At 62.1% G+C, this 14,902-nt stretch carries 11 protein-coding genes; 5 read left to right on the top strand and 6 right to left on the bottom strand.

The window, feature by feature from the left end:
• The first annotated feature begins 31 nt into the window (after positions 1-31).
• Complete coding sequence (locus SJY08_RS03830) at positions 32-910, top strand: LysR substrate-binding domain-containing protein (RefSeq protein WP_377274746.1); 879 nt, start codon at positions 32-34, stop codon at positions 908-910.
• A 90-nt stretch (positions 911-1,000) separates the two neighbouring features.
• Here the strand turns inward: SJY08_RS03830 and puuE are convergent, their stop codons facing one another.
• From puuE to SJY08_RS03815, 3 genes are all read right to left on the bottom strand, one after another.
• Positions 1,001-1,921 (bottom strand): allantoinase PuuE, encoded by a 921-nt coding sequence (gene puuE, locus SJY08_RS03825; RefSeq protein WP_377274745.1) that lies wholly within the window; start codon positions 1,919-1,921, stop codon positions 1,001-1,003.
• A gap of 91 nt (positions 1,922-2,012) precedes the next feature.
• Entirely contained in the window at positions 2,013-2,720 is a 708-nt protein-coding gene (locus SJY08_RS03820; protein ID WP_377274744.1) for a DUF1045 domain-containing protein, read from the bottom strand.
• Positions 2,721-2,875: 155 nt separating this feature from the next.
• The gene (locus tag SJY08_RS03815; RefSeq protein WP_377274743.1) at positions 2,876-4,066 is read right to left on the bottom strand and encodes an NAD(P)/FAD-dependent oxidoreductase; all 1,191 of its coding nucleotides are present in this window, start codon (positions 4,064-4,066) and stop codon (positions 2,876-2,878) included.
• On the opposite strand from SJY08_RS03815, the gene mnmD reads away from it, so the two are divergent.
• Positions 4,065-4,790, top strand: a complete 726-nt coding sequence (gene mnmD / locus SJY08_RS03810; RefSeq protein WP_377274742.1) for a tRNA (5-methylaminomethyl-2-thiouridine)(34)-methyltransferase MnmD — start codon at positions 4,065-4,067, stop codon at positions 4,788-4,790. The two genes, SJY08_RS03815 and mnmD, sit on opposite strands and share 2 nt — an antisense overlap.
• On the opposite strand, the gene SJY08_RS03805 is transcribed toward mnmD, so the two are convergent.
• The gene (locus SJY08_RS03805; protein ID WP_377274741.1) at positions 4,791-8,777 is read right to left on the bottom strand and encodes a PAS domain-containing protein; all 3,987 of its coding nucleotides are present in this window, start codon (positions 8,775-8,777) and stop codon (positions 4,791-4,793) included.
• 242 nt (positions 8,778-9,019) lie between these two features.
• On the opposite strand from SJY08_RS03805, the gene SJY08_RS03800 reads away from it, so the two are divergent.
• On the top strand, positions 9,020-10,606 hold the full coding sequence (locus SJY08_RS03800; RefSeq protein ID WP_377274740.1) for a trimethylamine methyltransferase family protein: 1,587 nt from the start codon (positions 9,020-9,022) through the stop codon (positions 10,604-10,606).
• A gap of 124 nt (positions 10,607-10,730) precedes the next feature.
• Here the strand turns inward: SJY08_RS03800 and SJY08_RS03795 are convergent, their stop codons facing one another.
• Together SJY08_RS03795 and SJY08_RS03790 are read right to left on the bottom strand one after the other, a co-directional pair.
• Positions 10,731-12,554, bottom strand: a complete 1,824-nt coding sequence (locus SJY08_RS03795; protein WP_377274739.1) for a methyl-accepting chemotaxis protein — start codon at positions 12,552-12,554, stop codon at positions 10,731-10,733.
• A gap of 108 nt (positions 12,555-12,662) precedes the next feature.
• Positions 12,663-13,340, bottom strand: a complete 678-nt coding sequence (locus SJY08_RS03790; protein ID WP_054148416.1) for a YafY family protein — start codon at positions 13,338-13,340, stop codon at positions 12,663-12,665.
• Between the two features lie 85 nt (positions 13,341-13,425).
• On the opposite strand from SJY08_RS03790, the gene SJY08_RS03785 reads away from it, so the two are divergent.
• Positions 13,426-13,725 (top strand): hypothetical protein, encoded by a 300-nt coding sequence (locus tag SJY08_RS03785; RefSeq protein WP_069043578.1) that lies wholly within the window; start codon positions 13,426-13,428, stop codon positions 13,723-13,725.
• A 6-nt stretch (positions 13,726-13,731) separates the two neighbouring features.
• Entirely contained in the window at positions 13,732-14,847 is a 1,116-nt protein-coding gene (locus SJY08_RS03780; RefSeq protein ID WP_377274738.1) for a DNA alkylation repair protein, read from the top strand.
• The last annotated feature ends 55 nt before the right edge of the window (positions 14,848-14,902 follow it).

The raw sequence follows: 14,902 nt of genomic DNA, 5'->3' as shown, positions 1-14,902 counted from the left end.
CCATGGCCAAGTCTGGCTTAGTCATGAGGTCATGAAACTGCCGCCGCTCCCAACACTCCGCGCCTTCGAGGCCGCCGCCCGCCGCGAAAGCTTCCTGCAGGCCGCAACCGAACTCGGCATGACGGCAGCTGCCGTCAGCCAGCATGTGAAGGCGCTGGAGGATTGGCTGGGTCTCGCCCTCTTCGAACGCCGCCCGCGCGGCGTGCGCCTCACCGCCGACGGCCGCGAACTCGGCGCTGCCTGCTCGGAAGGCCTCGGCCACATCGCCCGCGCCGCAGAAAGACTGACCGCCCGCAAGTCCATGGCCCGCACCAGCCTCGCCTGCATGCCGTCGGTGGTCACCCACTGGCTCGGCCCCCGCCTGCCCCGCTTCCGCGCCCAACATCCTCAGATCCAGGTCTCGATCGTCTATCCGTTGGGGTCATTGACCCCGGATGAAGCCGGCGCCGACCTGCTGATCTGCCACGGGACCCGCCCGCCGGGTCGGGCGGACCGCATCCTGGACGCCGCCACGCGGCCCACATGTGCGCCCGCCTATCTGGAGCGGCACGGGCCGATCTCAACACCCGCTGACCTCCTGAAACAGGACCTGCTGCACGACGCGACCGAGGCCGCCTGGCAATCCTGGCTGGCGGCACGCGGGATCGAGGGCCCGACACTCGCAGGACCGCTCTATGCCGATTTCAACCTGCTGGTCAGTTCTGTCCTCTCGGGCCTCGGCATCGGCCTCTGCCCCACAGCCCTGATATCAGACCATCTGGCAGCGGGCACGCTGAGCGTGCTGTTCGATGAAGCCGCCGACGAGGACAAGGCCTATTGGCTGCGATCAGGCACGGACCTGTCCGGGCCGGCCGCGATCTTGCGGGACTGGCTGCTGGCGGAAGCCGCGAGTTCGGCTTCGATCGCCTGATACTCGACGCAGGCCTTCTCATACTCGGCACGGAATGCCGGGGATTCCATGAGCTTGGACTTGAGGTCGCCGAGTGTCGTCATCAGGCCCTCACCATCCAGGCTTGTGATGCTTGTGCCAATGCTCGGCAATCTCGATGCGCCGGGGCACCCAGACCTTCTCGTGGCCAGTCACATAATCGATAAACCGCGCCAAGGCCGCCGCCCGCCCGGGACGTCCGACGAGGCGGCAGTGCAAACCGACGGACATCATCTTCGGGCTGCCGTTCTTGCCCTCCTCGTAGAGCACGTCGAAGGCGTCTTTCAGATAGGTGAAGAACTGGTCGCCGGTGTTGAAGCCCTGCGGCGTGGCGAAACGCATGTCGTTGGTTTCAAGCGTATAGGGGATGATCAGGAAGGGTTTGCCTTCGAGATCCGGCACCCAGAATGGCAGGTCGTCGGAATAATTGTCGGAGGAGTACATGAAGCCGCCTTCCTCCATCACGAGGCGCAGCGTGTTGTCAGAAGGCTTGCCCTGATACATGCCGAGCGGATGCGAGCCGGTCAGTTCCTTGTGCAGGCGAACCGCCTCGCGGATATGCTCGCGCTCGACGTCTTCTGGGAAATCCTTGTATTCGAGCCAGCGATAGCCGTGGCTGGCGATCTCCCAGTCGGCTTCCTTCATCGCGGCAACCGCTTCCGGGTTGCGCGCCATGGCGAGCGTGACGCCATAGACGGTGACGGGCACTTTCCGCTCGGTGAACATCCGCCAAAGCCGCCAGAAGCCGGCGCGCGAGCCGTATTCGTAGATCGACTCCATGTTGAGATTGCGCTGGCCGGGCCAAGGCTGGGCGCCGACGATTTCTGACAGCAGGTTTTCCGAGGCCGGATCGCCGTCGAGAATGCAGCTTTCGCCCCCCTCCTCGTAATTCACCACGAACTGCACCGCGATCCGCGCATCGCCGGGCCATTTCGGATCGGGAATGTCGCGGCCATAGCCTATCAGGTCGCGGGGATAAGGAGCAGTCGTCATCGGTTCACCTCTCGTGTTTTGACGCGAGGCTATTGGCGAGGGCGGCGCCTGTCGAGATGGAAAACACGCATCTTGCTGCAGCGCACAGGTGTCAGGCGATCTTGCGGCTCGAAACCCGGCCCAGCGGATGCAGCGAATGTACGGTAAACGGCGCACCACGTTCAGTCTCGACAAACAGCGCGAGATTGGTCACCACGACAGGCTCGGCGAGAACCGGGTCGAAATGCGCCTTCAAGCCCTGCTCAATTCGCGGGAAATCTCGCGCCAGAAGCGGCCCCGTCAGTGTCATGTGGAAACGGTATTCGTCCATCACATAAGGATGGCCCCAGCGGCTGAGATTGCTGAACTGCGGCGCAGACAAGCGGTCGGGATTGCGCCGTTCGATCTCGACTTCGGAAAGCGGCGCACGAAAACCATCGAAGGCCTGCACAACCGAGGCCGCGAGATGATCGACCTCCGGGCAAGGCCGCTGCAAGATGAGCCCGAAGACGTCGCCGATCCGGCCAACCGAAAGCCCGCGCAATGCGATTGGCTCCATCTGGCCGGCGAAATGCATCAGGTCGCGCAGGAGAGAGGCCTCGTTTGAACCTTCGCTCAAGCGGAACGGCGCCTTGAATGTCGCATGAAAGCCGAAGCGTCGCGGAAGGGCCGTGTGAAAGGCAATCTCGTGCACGCCGAGGCCCTTCAGCCCCGGATGCTCCTCCGCCTCGCCGGAGAACACGTTGCGGCCAAGCCAGCGCGCCGCTGCATCGGCAAGCGGATCACGGGCAGGCGGCGTAAAGCAGATGGCATAGCGCATGTCGAGCACCTCACACTGGCTCGCGACGGCACTTTAGCAGTTGCCGTTACAACCCGGTGGATAGGTGATTTGCATGACAGTATCACGAAGCGCGCGAGGCAATTTCGCGGCAGCTCCCCGAGCTAATCCCTGTGATTTCAGGGTAATTCTGTAAATTACTCATCACCTGCGCGACGCGCAGCCACCGAAACGTGATGGGCGAAGGCAAAACCGTGAGGCAACTGCAGGGCTCCACCGGCAATAGAATCGAGAACTGCATCCGCCAGCCGGTGCGCAATGCCGAAGCTCACCTTGAAGCCGCCGGCCAGCGCATGCACACGAGGATGATCGGGATGAGGGCCGACCATCGGATCCCGATCCACCGCCTTGGGTCTGAGACCCGCCCAACGCTCGACAATCTCCGCCCCGCCCAGCATAGGCGCAAGCTCGCGTGCGGCGGCAATCAGGTCATCGAGTTGCCCATCGGTGGAAAATGGATGTTCGAACGTGTTTTCGCTGGTGCTGCCGATGGCGACCAGCTCGCCTTCATGCGGCACCACGTAGAGGCCGTCGAGATAGAGGAGCGGCAGATCCGTCGGCAGGTCCAGTCTGAGCAGCGCCGCCTGCCCCTTAACGCCCCTTCCGAGCGGCTTGCGAAGCGCCGGTCCGATGGCTTCGAGCAGCGGGAAGGACCCGACACCGGCTGCGACCAGCAGATCCCCGTAACCGATGACGGTCCCGTCGGCGAGCTTCACCTGGCTTGCCTGCGCATCGATCGATTGCACGGCGGCCCCGACCAGCAACCGCACACGCCCCGATCGTTCGAGACGCGCCCGGATCGTGGCCGTCAAAGCACGCGGCGAGACGCGGCCCGCGAGGCGATCGAACACGACGCCAGCCTCCGAAAACTTCGGCGAGGGCCAGTCGGCAAAGGGATTCTCGTCAAGGACGGTCCAGTCGAAGGCCCTGCCCTCTTGGTTCCAGTTCGTTGCCGCCTCTGCCGAATGGCGTTGGGCAATCGGTCTCAGATGCGGCTTTGGCAAGGGGATGAGACGACCGCAGCGCTGATAGCCAGCCGAGAGCCCGGTTTCGTCCTCGAGCAGAGCGATCTCTGCCTCGAGCGACAGCAGCCCCTCGAATTGCAACTGCTTCTTCTCGTTCCAACGATCGGGCATATGCGCCATCAAAGCGCCGAGCAGGCCGCCGCTCGCACCGCTCGCAATACCGTCACCGTCGATCAGGATCGTATCGATGCCACGGCGCTCTGCCTTCAGAGCCGCCCAGAGGCCCATGATGCCGCCACCGACGATCACGAGATCGGCGCGCAATTGACCTGACATCGCAGCCGTTTTATCGGACATCACCATGACCCATTCAAATTATCCGCCAGGCACCGGCGACACCATGGCACCGTTGGCCTGGCACGACGGCGATATGCCCTTTTCCACCGCCTTTGGCGATCATTTTTATTGCCAGACCGATGGCCGGCTCGAATGCGGCCACGTCTTCCTGGCCGGCAATGGACTTCCGGATCGCTGGCGCAATGCAGACGATTTCACCATCGGCGAACTCGGCTTCGGCACCGGGCTGAATGCCTGCGAAACCTGGCGGCAGTGGAAGGAGCATCGTGATCCCGGCGCTCACCTCCACTTCGTGTCCTTCGAGCTCTTCCCCATGCAGGCGGAAGAGATCGACCGCGCGCTCGCCCGCTGGCCGGAGATCAATGCCGAGCGGCAGGCGCTGGTCTCGCTCTGGCCGACAGCTCCTTCAGGCGTCGTTGAAATCGATCTTGATGATCAGACGCGTCTGTCCGTCGTCTGCGGCGATGCACTGGAGAACCTGACGGCAAGCATGCTGACCTTCGATGCCTGGTTCCTCGATGGCTTCGCGCCATCGCGCAACAGCGCCATGTGGTCGGCGGAATTGATGCAGCGGGTCCACGACACGACACGGGTGGGCGGCAGCTTTGCGACCTATGCCGCGGCCGGTTTCGTCAGACGCAATCTCGGCGCTGCCGGTTTTGACGTCGAGCGCCGACCAGGTTTCGCGGGCAAGCGGGAAATGCTGTGCGGCGTCAGGCGCTCGGCCTGATCAGCCTTCGGCGGCGATCCCGGTAACGGACCTGCCGCTCCATTGCTCGATCTTGCGCATCAGAAGTTCCGGCGAGATCGGCTTGGAAAGATAGTCGTCCATCCCGGCGGCAAGGCAAGCCTCACGGTCGCTGTCGAGCGCATGGGCTGTCACGCCGATGATCGGGATCCGTCCTCCGCCGCGCATCGCCTCTTCCGCCCGGATCGCGCCGGTCGCCTGGTGGCCGTTCATGACCGGCATCGAGACGTCCATCAGAATGAGATCCGGCGGCTCGCTGCGCCAGGCCTCGACGGCCTCCTCGCCATTGCCAACAATGCGGTAAGCGATGCCGCTTCCGGTGAGGATCTGCCGGAAGACGATCTGGTTCACCGCATTATCCTCGGCGATCAGCACCCGAAGGGCACTGTCATCGCGAACGGCAACAGCAGCCGGCTTGCGCTCCAAAGTTACAGGCGCGCGCGGAGCCAGTGGTGCAGGTGGCGAAAGCGGACGCAAGCGAGGCGAATTCACGCCATGAACGCGCGCCGTTCGCACCACATCGATGATCGCTCCACGCAACACATTGGCCCGCGCCGGCTTCATCAGATGCGCCTGGATCTTCAGGCTTTCAAACAGCCTGTCATCGCCGACCATATCCATCGAGGTCAGGAAGACCAGCGCAATATCGTCGAACCGACGATCGCTGCGGATCGCCTTCGCCACATCAATGCCGTTGATGTCCGGCATCTGGTAGTCGATGACGACGACGTCGATCGACAATCCTTCGGCATGGGCCGCTTTCAGAATTTCAAGCCCTGTCGGCCCGTCGGGAACCGCGAGCCCGTCGAAGCCCCACATACTCAACTGTTCGGTGATGATCCGACGATTGACGGCATTGTCGTCGATGACGAGCACCCGCGCATCTTTGACCGTCGCTGGCAGCTCTTTTTGGCCCCGCCGCTCGGCGACGATCGCAAGCGGCAGCTCGACCGTAAACGCCGAACCCCGGCCAACTTCTGATTCCACATCCAGCTTGCCCCCGAAGAGGCGCACGAGACCGCCGGTGATCGCGAGTCCGAGACCCGTACCCTCGTGGCGACGGGTCGAAGATGTGTCAACCTGGGAGAATTTCTCGAAGATCTTCGCCTGCATGTCCTGGGGAATGCCGATGCCGGTATCCTCGATCCGCAGCTTCAGGATCGCCTGCCCCTCCGCCACGGCGTCCGCGGACACCTCGACATGCACGTGGCCCTTTTCGGTGAACTTGATCGCATTGCCGAGCAGGTTCGTGACGATCTGCCTAAAACGCCCCGGATCACCCATGAAGGTGTGGCGCACCTTCTGCTCGCCGGAGACCACGAGTTCGATATCCTTCTCGGCAGCGGCGGCAGACAGCAGCGTCGCCACATCTTCGATGGCTTCCACCGGATCGAAGGGCGACTTGCGCAGCTTCAACTGTCCGGCATCGATCTTCGAGAAGTCGAGAATGTCGTTGATGATGGTGAGCAGCGCATTGCCGGACTTCACCATGATGTCGACGAAGGTCTTCTGGCGGCTGTCGAGTTCGGACTTGGAGAGCAGCTCCGCCATGCCGAGAACGCCATTCATCGGCGTGCGGATCTCGTGGCTCATATTGGCGAGGAAGTCGGACTTCGCCTTGTCGGCCGCCTCGCTGCGCGCCAAGAGCACTTCCAGTTCGGCTTCGCGCTCCTTCAGCTCGGTGAAATCGGTGAGCACGACAACACAACTGCGGTCGCCACCGAAGGTCGCTTCCAGCTTGACCCAGGTCTTGCCGTCGACGAGGAAATTGGTCGAGACTGCGTTTGCTGTCTGCACGGCCGATTGCCATTGCTGCAGAATGTCGTGCGCTTCCTCGCCGAAATCGCCACGCGCCGCGCAATATTCGAATATCGGCCGCCAGCTTTCGCCCGACGCCACCAGGTTTTCGGGCAGGTTCAGGATGCGGCTGAAGGAAGGATTGACCTCCGCGATCCGTCCCTGCTCGATCATCATCAGGCCCTGCGTCATCATCCGCATGGATTCCTGGACGAAGCGTCCGAGCCGCTCCAGCTTTTGCTGCGCCTCGTCGATCTCGCGTTCGCGCGCCCGCATCTCGGTGAGATCGGAATAGGTGAGCAGGATCTTGCGGTCATGCAACCGCGTGATCGTGGCCAGAACGAACTTGCCATCGTCATAGGCAAGTTCGGTGACATGCGAGCCTTCCAGCGCATCGAACTGCGCAAGACGGGCGCGATAGCCTTCCTCGAACTCGATACCAGGCCAGGCATAGCCGAGCTTGTGGTTCATCTCGCAATAGGACCGGAAGGGCAGCCCGTTCAGCTGCATGTCAGCCGGCCAGCGCCAGATTTCCCGGCACTTCTCGTTGGCGAATTCGACCATGTAGTCGGAATTCATAATCACCACGCCGACTGGCATGACCTGCAACATCGAGACGATGTCGGCATAGAGCGACTCGGCGCGTGCCTGGGCCGCGACCAGAGCCTCCTGGCCCTTCTTGAGCATCGAGATGTCGTTGACCGAGCCGACGAGGTAATGCTTGTTCTGCGCCGTGGTGATCCGGCTCAGGCGCGTGATCACCGAGATTTCCTCGCCGCCGCGGACGACGACTTCCCGGTTCTTCTCGATCATTTCGCCGGTCGCGAAGATCCGGAGGTTCTCCTCCTTCATGATCTGACCGTTCTCCGGCCAGAGTTCTTCTTCGGTCAGCCCGTAGATGTCTTCCCGACGCTGGCCGTGAAGGTCCTCATAAGCCTTGTTCACATAGATCATCCGGCGATCCGGATCGCGGATGAAGACAGGCACCGGCATCTGCTCGAGCGCTGCGCGATAAAGCAGCGTCTCTTCTTCGCGCTGATAAATGTCGGAGACGTCGGTATAGGTCAAAAGAATGCGCCCGCCCTCAAGGCGGCGGCTTGCGCCGGCAAGTGCCCGCCCCGACGGCGTCTTCACGTCGATCAGCGGCCCCTCTGCGAGGCTGAGCACCTGTTCGATGCGATAGGCGACGCGCTCGTCGATTTCTTGTGCAGAGAGATTGGGCATTCTGCGGACCATCGCCAGCGTCAGAAAGTCCCGGTAGGACATGCCCTCCAGCTTCTGCGAGGCATCAAATTCCGTCATCTCGATGGCCGCCGCATTGGCAAAAGAGATCTGCAAATCGGGATCGAGAACGATGATGCCGACCGGCAGCGAGGCCATCAGGCTGTGAAGCTGCGATTGCAGCGCTTCCGATTCCTGTCGGACGGATTCCAGCTTCTCCTGCTCGTGTCTGAGAGGAGAGAGATCGGTGATCGAGCCGACGATGTAGCGTTCGCCATCCGGCCCGGTGACGGCCCCGGTGCGGCTGAGGACGGGGATTCGCGTGCCATCGGCCCGCATGAAATTGTCCTGAAATTCCTCTGTCACGCCGCATTCGAGGACGCGCTGGTTGCCCTCGAAATACTCCTGGCCGAGCTCGGGGAAATTCTCCTGCTCGGTCCGCCCCAGGAGATCCTGGATGGGCCGTCCTACCATCTGCGAATAGACGCTGTTGGCAAAGAGCAGCCGGTGGTCAGAGCTGCGCACATAGGTCGCAATGGGATATTGCTCGAGCACGGCCTGGAAGAGGGCAACAGAGGGCAGAGTCGCCAAGACCGATGGGTCGGACGGTGTTACCGTTCTTTGCTCCTCCATGAAACCGAAGAGATAGAGCCGGTCGTCGTCGTCGAAGAAACGTTCGATATGCAGGACCCGCGTCGGTCCGCCGGGTTCAGCCCGCAGCTGCAGCGCTTCCTCTTCCCCGAACACCAGGACCCGCCGCTCGCGATCGTCGCGCAAGGCGTCCAGATCGCTTCCAAGGATTTCGCGATCGCTGCGACCGACGAAGCTTTCGGCCGACAGGTTGTGCAGGTCGGCGAAGGCCGCATTGACGGCGACGTAACGAAGCTCGCTGTCCTTCACGTAGGAAGGCAGATCGAGCACCGCGATCTTGTCGCAGACCAAGTCCAGCAAGTCGCTTCCCCGGATCAAATCAGTTTCTCCCTCCTCCGATCAATGACGCGGAATGGTAAACAGCGGGTAAGCGAAGCACCATCCAAAGCTTTAAAAGCGAAGCAGAATGAACGCGTATCCCTGACGGATCACTCCAGCCGCACCACTGTTCCAGATGAGCCGGTTTTTCGTCGCAAACGGCAATGCCTTTTGGCTTCCGAACCTGCGAGACTTGATGTCGAGATTGACACAATGGATCGACCATGAGCGACATTACGACCTCCGCCTTGTCCGAGACTGAAACCCTCTCTGCAGGCGGTGAACGCCGCAGGCGCACGGGTGGTCGGGGAGCCGAACGTGTTCGCACGGGTGCGGCCGGCAAGTACCGCAATCTCGTCAATCGCCTGACCAAGACCGAGCTTCTCGACCCGTCGGCCCTCGACGACATGCATGAGGCATCGCTCACTATTCTCGAAGAGATCGGCATGGACATCATGCTGCCCGAGGCGCGCGCCATCATGAAGGCGCATGGCGCAGAGGTGACGGAGGGATCCGACCGCGTCCGCTTCGACCGCGGCCTGATCATGGACATGATCGCGTCGGCCCCGCGCGAATTCCAGATGTTCGCCCGCAATCCCGAGCGGAACGTCAAGATGGGCGGCAACAACCTGGTATTTGCCCAGATCGCCTCTGCCCCCTTCGTCGCAGACCGCGATGGCGGCCGCCGTGCCGGCAACCAGGAAGACTTCCGCAAGCTGGTCAAGCTTGCTCAGTGCTACGACGTGATCCACACGACCGGCGGCTATCCGGTCGAGCCGATCGACATCCACGCCTCGGTGCGCCATCTCGACTGCCTCTCCGACATGGTGAAGCTGACCGACAAGGTCTTCCACTGCTACTCGCTCGGCAAGCAGCGCAATCTCGACGCCATTGAGATCGCCCGCATCGGCCGTGGTGTCTCCATGGAGCAGATGGAAAGCGAGCCCTCGCTCTTCACCATCATCAACTCGTCTTCGCCGCTCCGCCTCGATGGGCCGATGCTTCAGGGCATCATCGAAATGTCGTCGCGCGGCCAGGTCGTCGTCATGACGCCGTTCACGCTGGCCGGCGCCATGGCGCCCGTCACCATCGCCGGTGCGGTCGTGCAGCAGAATGCCGAAGCGCTGTGTGGCATCGCCTTTACCCAGATGGTCAAGCGCGGCGCCCCAGTCGTCTATGGCGGCTTCACCTCGAATGTCGACATGAAGACCGGTGCGCCTGCCTTCGGCACGCCCGAATATATGAAAGCCGTCATTGTCGGTGGCCAGCTCGCCCGCCGCTACGGCATCCCTTACCGTACCTCGAACACCAATGCCGCCAACACACTGGACGCCCAGGCAGCCTATGAGAGCGCCTTCTCGCTCTGGGCGCTGACGCAAGGGGGCGGCAATTTCATCATGCATTCGGCCGGCTGGTCAGAGGGTGGGCTGACTGCCTCCTTTGAAAAATTCATTCTCGACGTCGACATGCTGCAGATGGTCGCCGAGTTCCTGACGCCCCTCGACGTCAGCCAGGATGCGCTGGCGCTGGATGCCGTGCGCGAAGTCGGCCCTGGCGGCCACTTCTTCGGCACGGCTCATACGCTCGCCCGCTATGAGAGCGCCTTCTATTCGCCGATCCTCTCCGACTGGCGCAATTTCGAGACCTGGACGGAAGCCGGCCGCCCGACAACTTATGACCACGCCAATCGCGTCTTCAAGGAAAAGCTTGGCTCCTACGAGCGCCCGCCGATTGACCCGGCCGTCGAGGAAGAACTGGACGCCTTCGTGGCGAAACGCAAGGCCGAGGGCGGGGTTGCGACGGATTTCTGAGGAATGGAATCCGACCAGGAAACGCGGAGATCCCGACAGACAAAAGCCCCGACCCGTTAAGGTCGAGGCTGCATGGTTTTGAAGTTCGAAAACGGGCTTCCTCCTGACGTAGGTCGCCGGCCTGCTATGCCGAGCGACGCATCCCGGATGCATAGCCTCTGTCGACTTGGGCATTGCTGTTGACGGCACTGATCTCGAAACGCTGAACCAGTTGGCGCAGGCGCGTACTTTCAGTGGCAAGGCCTGCACTCGCAGCACTCGTCTCTTCGACCATGGCCGCGTTCTGCTGAGTGAACTGGTCCATTTGATTGACGGCCGTGTTGACTTCGGCCAGTCCGGTCGCCTGTTCCTTTGCAGATGTGGCAATGGCGTTCATCTGGACGTTGACGGTCGTGATGAAGCTCTCGATCGTCTTCAACGCGGCACCGGTGTCGCTGACCAGCTTCACGCCTTTGGACACTTCCTCCGTCGAAACCCGTATCAGGTCCTTGATTTCACGAGCAGCTTGCGCTGACCGCTGCGCAAGTTCGCGGACTTCCTGGGCGACAACCGCAAATCCCTTGCCGGCGTCGCCGGCACGGGCCGCTTCAACGCCCGCATTGAGGGCCAGTAGGTTGGTCTGGAAGGCGATCTCGTCAATCACACCGATGATGTTGGAAATCGACTGAGACGACTGCTCAATACGTCCCATGGCTTCAACGGCGCTGGCAACGACGGTGCCGGAAGTCTCGGCACTGTGTGCGGCATCCGATGCAGCGGCGCGCGCCTCCTCCACGCGGTTTGAAGCATGACGGACATTGACCGTAATTTCGTCGAGCGCTGCAGCTGTCTCTTCGAGCGATGCAGCCTGCTGCTCGGTGCGTCGTGACAGATCATTCGTGCTGCCACTGATCTCGCGGCTACCAGTGTCGATCGAGTTGGTAGTGTGAGCGACGGCGGAAAGTGTCTCGGCAAGCTGCGAGACAGCTTCATTGAAGTCCTTGCGCAATGTCTCGAATTCCTCGGCGAAAGGCTGCTCCAGGCGGACCGTGAGATTGCCCTTTGCGAGTTCCGCCAGACCGCCTGCCAAGGTTGCGGTTGCCTGGGTCATCGTCTCGGAGCGAGCCTGATCCAGTCTTGCCCGCTCGGCGCGTTCGGCCTCGGTCAAGGATTGCTGCTGCTTCGAATCGGCCTCGAGTTTCCGGGCAGCGATTGCGTTGGCCCGGAAGACTTCCACTGCGGCGGCCATGGAGCCAAGCTCATCACGACGCCCCATCGCAGGAGTGTCGATGGCGGTGTCACCTTCAGCCAGCTTGCGCATGGCGACCGTCATGCCGCGAAGCGGGGCTGCGAGGCTGCGTGTCAGGAGGATGCCCATGGCAACGGCGATGAGGGCAGCGGTCAGCCCCCCGGCAATCAGGGTCTTGGTACCCGTCTCGAACGCCGCGTTCTGCATAGCTGTTCGCTCGTCGGCAACTTTCTGGCTCGCTTCGTCGAGAGCCGTGAGCGCCTTGCGGATATCGCTCAAGCGCGCGGTCGTCGCAATATTGCTGCGGGTCTCTTCAATCTTTGCCGGATCGCGTGCGTTGGCGACCGTCGCATCGAGCTGAGCGTAGAACGTCTGTATCGCCTGGCGTGCCGGGGGGAGATAGGTTTCGGCTTCCGCTTTGCTAAGCTTCTGCTCAAGTTCACTCATGAGCGGCGGCACGGCATCGCCATACTTTGCCATGCGCTCGATGAATTCCTCATTCAGACTGGCGACAAAGCCTCGCATGGCATTCTGGTGCTCGACCAGCGTCGCAAGTATCTGACCTGATAACTTCAGGACCGACTGCGTCTGCTGATTGGCCAGCGTCGCGTCATGGATCCGCTGCATCGACACAAATGCCACGGAGCAGAAGGCGATGACAACGAACAGGACAGAGGCGAATGCCAAAGTCAGCTTGCGGGAGACTCTCAGGTGTTTCATAGGCGTCTTTCAGAAGTTGCTTTCGTACCTCTACCTATCCGCTCGACCCCTTAATATTTATGGAATTTAGGAGAACGGCATAAAAAAAATTCCGCTCCACAGCAAAACTCAGCTGAGCTGCTTCAAATACGCCTGATAGGTCTGATGGGGCTCCGGCTCGAAACGGTCCGGCATGACTTTCCAGTCCTCGACCCGGTCGAGGCGGAAGTCGCGGAAGCCGGCGCGCATCTCGCACCAGGCGGTCATCACCCAGATCGCCCCGAAGGCGGCGAGCCCCAGCGGCCAGACGACACGCTGGCTGCGCTCGCCGGGCAGCGAATGATAGGCGATCCAGACCTTGCGCTTGGCCGACAACGCAGAACGCACGTCGCCCAAACAATCCGGCACGACCGGTTGGGCCGATGAGCGGAAAGCGTGGATCGGCGCGGAGATCAGCCGCTCGGCATGATCCTTCGGCAGCATCGCCAGCATCTTGTCCTTCGCCTCGCGCGCCGCCTGGCCGAGCCTTGGATCCCCCAGCATCTCGACGGCGCGAAGCCCGAAGGCGAGCGCCTCCAGCTGCTCGAAGGTGAAAGTGAGCGGCGGGGCATCGAAGGCCTCGCGCAGCATGTAGCCGACGCCGCGCTCTCCTTCGATCGGGGCCCCTGAGGCAATCAGGTGATCCATGTCACGGTAGATGGTCCGCGGCGCAACCTCCATCTTCTCGGCAATCTCGGCGGCCGTCATGGCGCGGCCCGTCGAGCGCATCAACTGGATGATCCGGAAAAGGCGGTCTGCGGGGCGCATGCGATACCTCCGGCAATAGCTATGGCCACAAGGTTGTCAGTTGGGTCGTGTTAGGTCAAGCCGTCAACAGCAAAGGGAGACCCTCATGACCACCACCACCGTCCTCGAACTCGCCGTCTGCACCGTCACCGACAGGCCCGCAGCAGAACAGGCAAGACGTGCCGCCATGGCGGCGGTAAACACCTATCCGGGCTTCGTCAGCTGGCGGGCGCTGACCGCCATCGAACAGGGCGACATGATCGCCGATCTCGTCGAATGGGCAGACAAGGAAAGCGCCGACGCAGCAGCCGCGAAAGTTCAGGCCGACCCCGCCTTCGCACCTTACATGGCAGCGATCACGGGTGTTACCCTGATGCAGCATTTCGAAACCAACGGAACGATCTGAGCGATCATGGCCGAGCCACTGAAACACCTGATCGGCCCACACACCGCCCGCGATACGGCTGATGCCGTGGCGCGAGCCTGGGGAACCTTCGATCACGCCGCCTTTGTCGCGGACATCCTGCCCGTCATCGACGGGCTGGAACTGATGCAGCGCGGCCAATGCATCGCGGATGCGCTGCACCGCCATCTGCCGGACGATTTCGAGAACACGGCTCCGATCCTGCACGCCTGCCTGCCGGCACCGGATCGGGCGGGCCTCAACGGTTGGGCACTCCTCTCTTTCAACCAGTATGTTGCCGCCCGTGGCCGCGGCCATCTGGAAACAGCTCTCCACCTCCTGAAGGCTCTCACCCCGCATTTCACCGCAGAATTCGGCATACGCCCGTTCATCGCCGAGGAGCAGGATGCAGCACTTGCCATCATCTCATCCTGGGCCCTCGACCCGAACCACCATGTCCGTCGCCTCGCCTCGGAAGGCACCCGCCCCCGCCTGCCCTGGGCCATGCGCCTGCCCGCCCTGGTGAAGAACCCGACACCGATCCTGCCGATTCTGGAAGCCCTCATCGACGACCCCGAGGACTACGTCCGACGCTCGGTCGCCAACAGCCTCAACGACATTGCCAAGGATCACCCGGATCTGGTCGCTGATTTCGTGGAGAGGCATTCCGCGGGCGCTTCGAAAGACCGGCTCTGGCTGCTCAAGCACGCCTCGCGCACGCTGATCAAGAAGGGCCACGGCAAGGCGCTCGCCAATTTCGGTTTCACTGCCCTGACCGATGTCACGGCAAGGCTCGTTCTGGAGAGCACTTGCATCAACTTTCCCGGAGCGCTTGCCTTTCAACTCCGCCTTTCCAACACCGGAAAGGAAGCAGCGACCGTATTGCTCGATTACGCCATCTACCACCAGAAGAAGGATGGCTCTCTGTCGCCCAAGGTCTTCAAGGGCAAAAGCCTGCTGCTGCGACCGGGAGAAAGCGTGACGATTGCAAAGCGGCATGCACTGCGTGCGATCACCACGCGGGTCTATCATCCGGGCCTGCACCGGCTGGAAATAATGCTGAACGGCGCGGGCGCTGCCAGTGCCGATTTCGATCTTGCCATGCCACAGGTTAAGGCGCCGTGAGCGCAGGTGGCCACGCGACCAAGGGGGCGTCAGGTTCGGCGCCATTGGCGGTCGA

It is taken from the genome of Rhizobium sp. R86522 (assembly GCF_042466255.1).
Taxonomy (GTDB): Bacteria; Pseudomonadota; Alphaproteobacteria; order Rhizobiales; family Rhizobiaceae; genus Allorhizobium.
Note: the sequence above shows the minus strand (reverse complement) of the source record. Positions and strands in the feature narration are given on the sequence as shown.

Bases quoted from the DNA above. Each gene is read 5' to 3' on its own strand.
- SJY08_RS03830 (WP_377274746.1), top strand. From the start codon at position 32: ATGAAACTGCCGCCGCTCCCAACACTCCGCGCCTTCGAGGCCGCCGCC.
- puuE (WP_377274745.1), bottom strand. From the start codon at position 1,921: ATGACGACTGCTCCTTATCCCCGCGACCTGATAGGCTATGGCCGCGAC.
- SJY08_RS03820 (WP_377274744.1), bottom strand. From the start codon at position 2,720: ATGCGCTATGCCATCTGCTTTACGCCGCCTGCCCGTGATCCGCTTGCC.
- mnmD (WP_377274742.1), top strand. From the start codon at position 4,065: ATGACCCATTCAAATTATCCGCCAGGCACCGGCGACACCATGGCACCG.
- SJY08_RS03815 (WP_377274743.1), bottom strand. From the start codon at position 4,066: ATGGTGATGTCCGATAAAACGGCTGCGATGTCAGGTCAATTGCGCGCC.
- SJY08_RS03800 (WP_377274740.1), top strand. From the start codon at position 9,020: ATGAGCGACATTACGACCTCCGCCTTGTCCGAGACTGAAACCCTCTCT.
- SJY08_RS03795 (WP_377274739.1), bottom strand. From the start codon at position 12,554: ATGAAACACCTGAGAGTCTCCCGCAAGCTGACTTTGGCATTCGCCTCT.
- SJY08_RS03790 (WP_054148416.1), bottom strand. From the start codon at position 13,340: ATGCGCCCCGCAGACCGCCTTTTCCGGATCATCCAGTTGATGCGCTCG.
- SJY08_RS03785 (WP_069043578.1), top strand. From the start codon at position 13,426: ATGACCACCACCACCGTCCTCGAACTCGCCGTCTGCACCGTCACCGAC.
- SJY08_RS03780 (WP_377274738.1), top strand. From the start codon at position 13,732: ATGGCCGAGCCACTGAAACACCTGATCGGCCCACACACCGCCCGCGAT.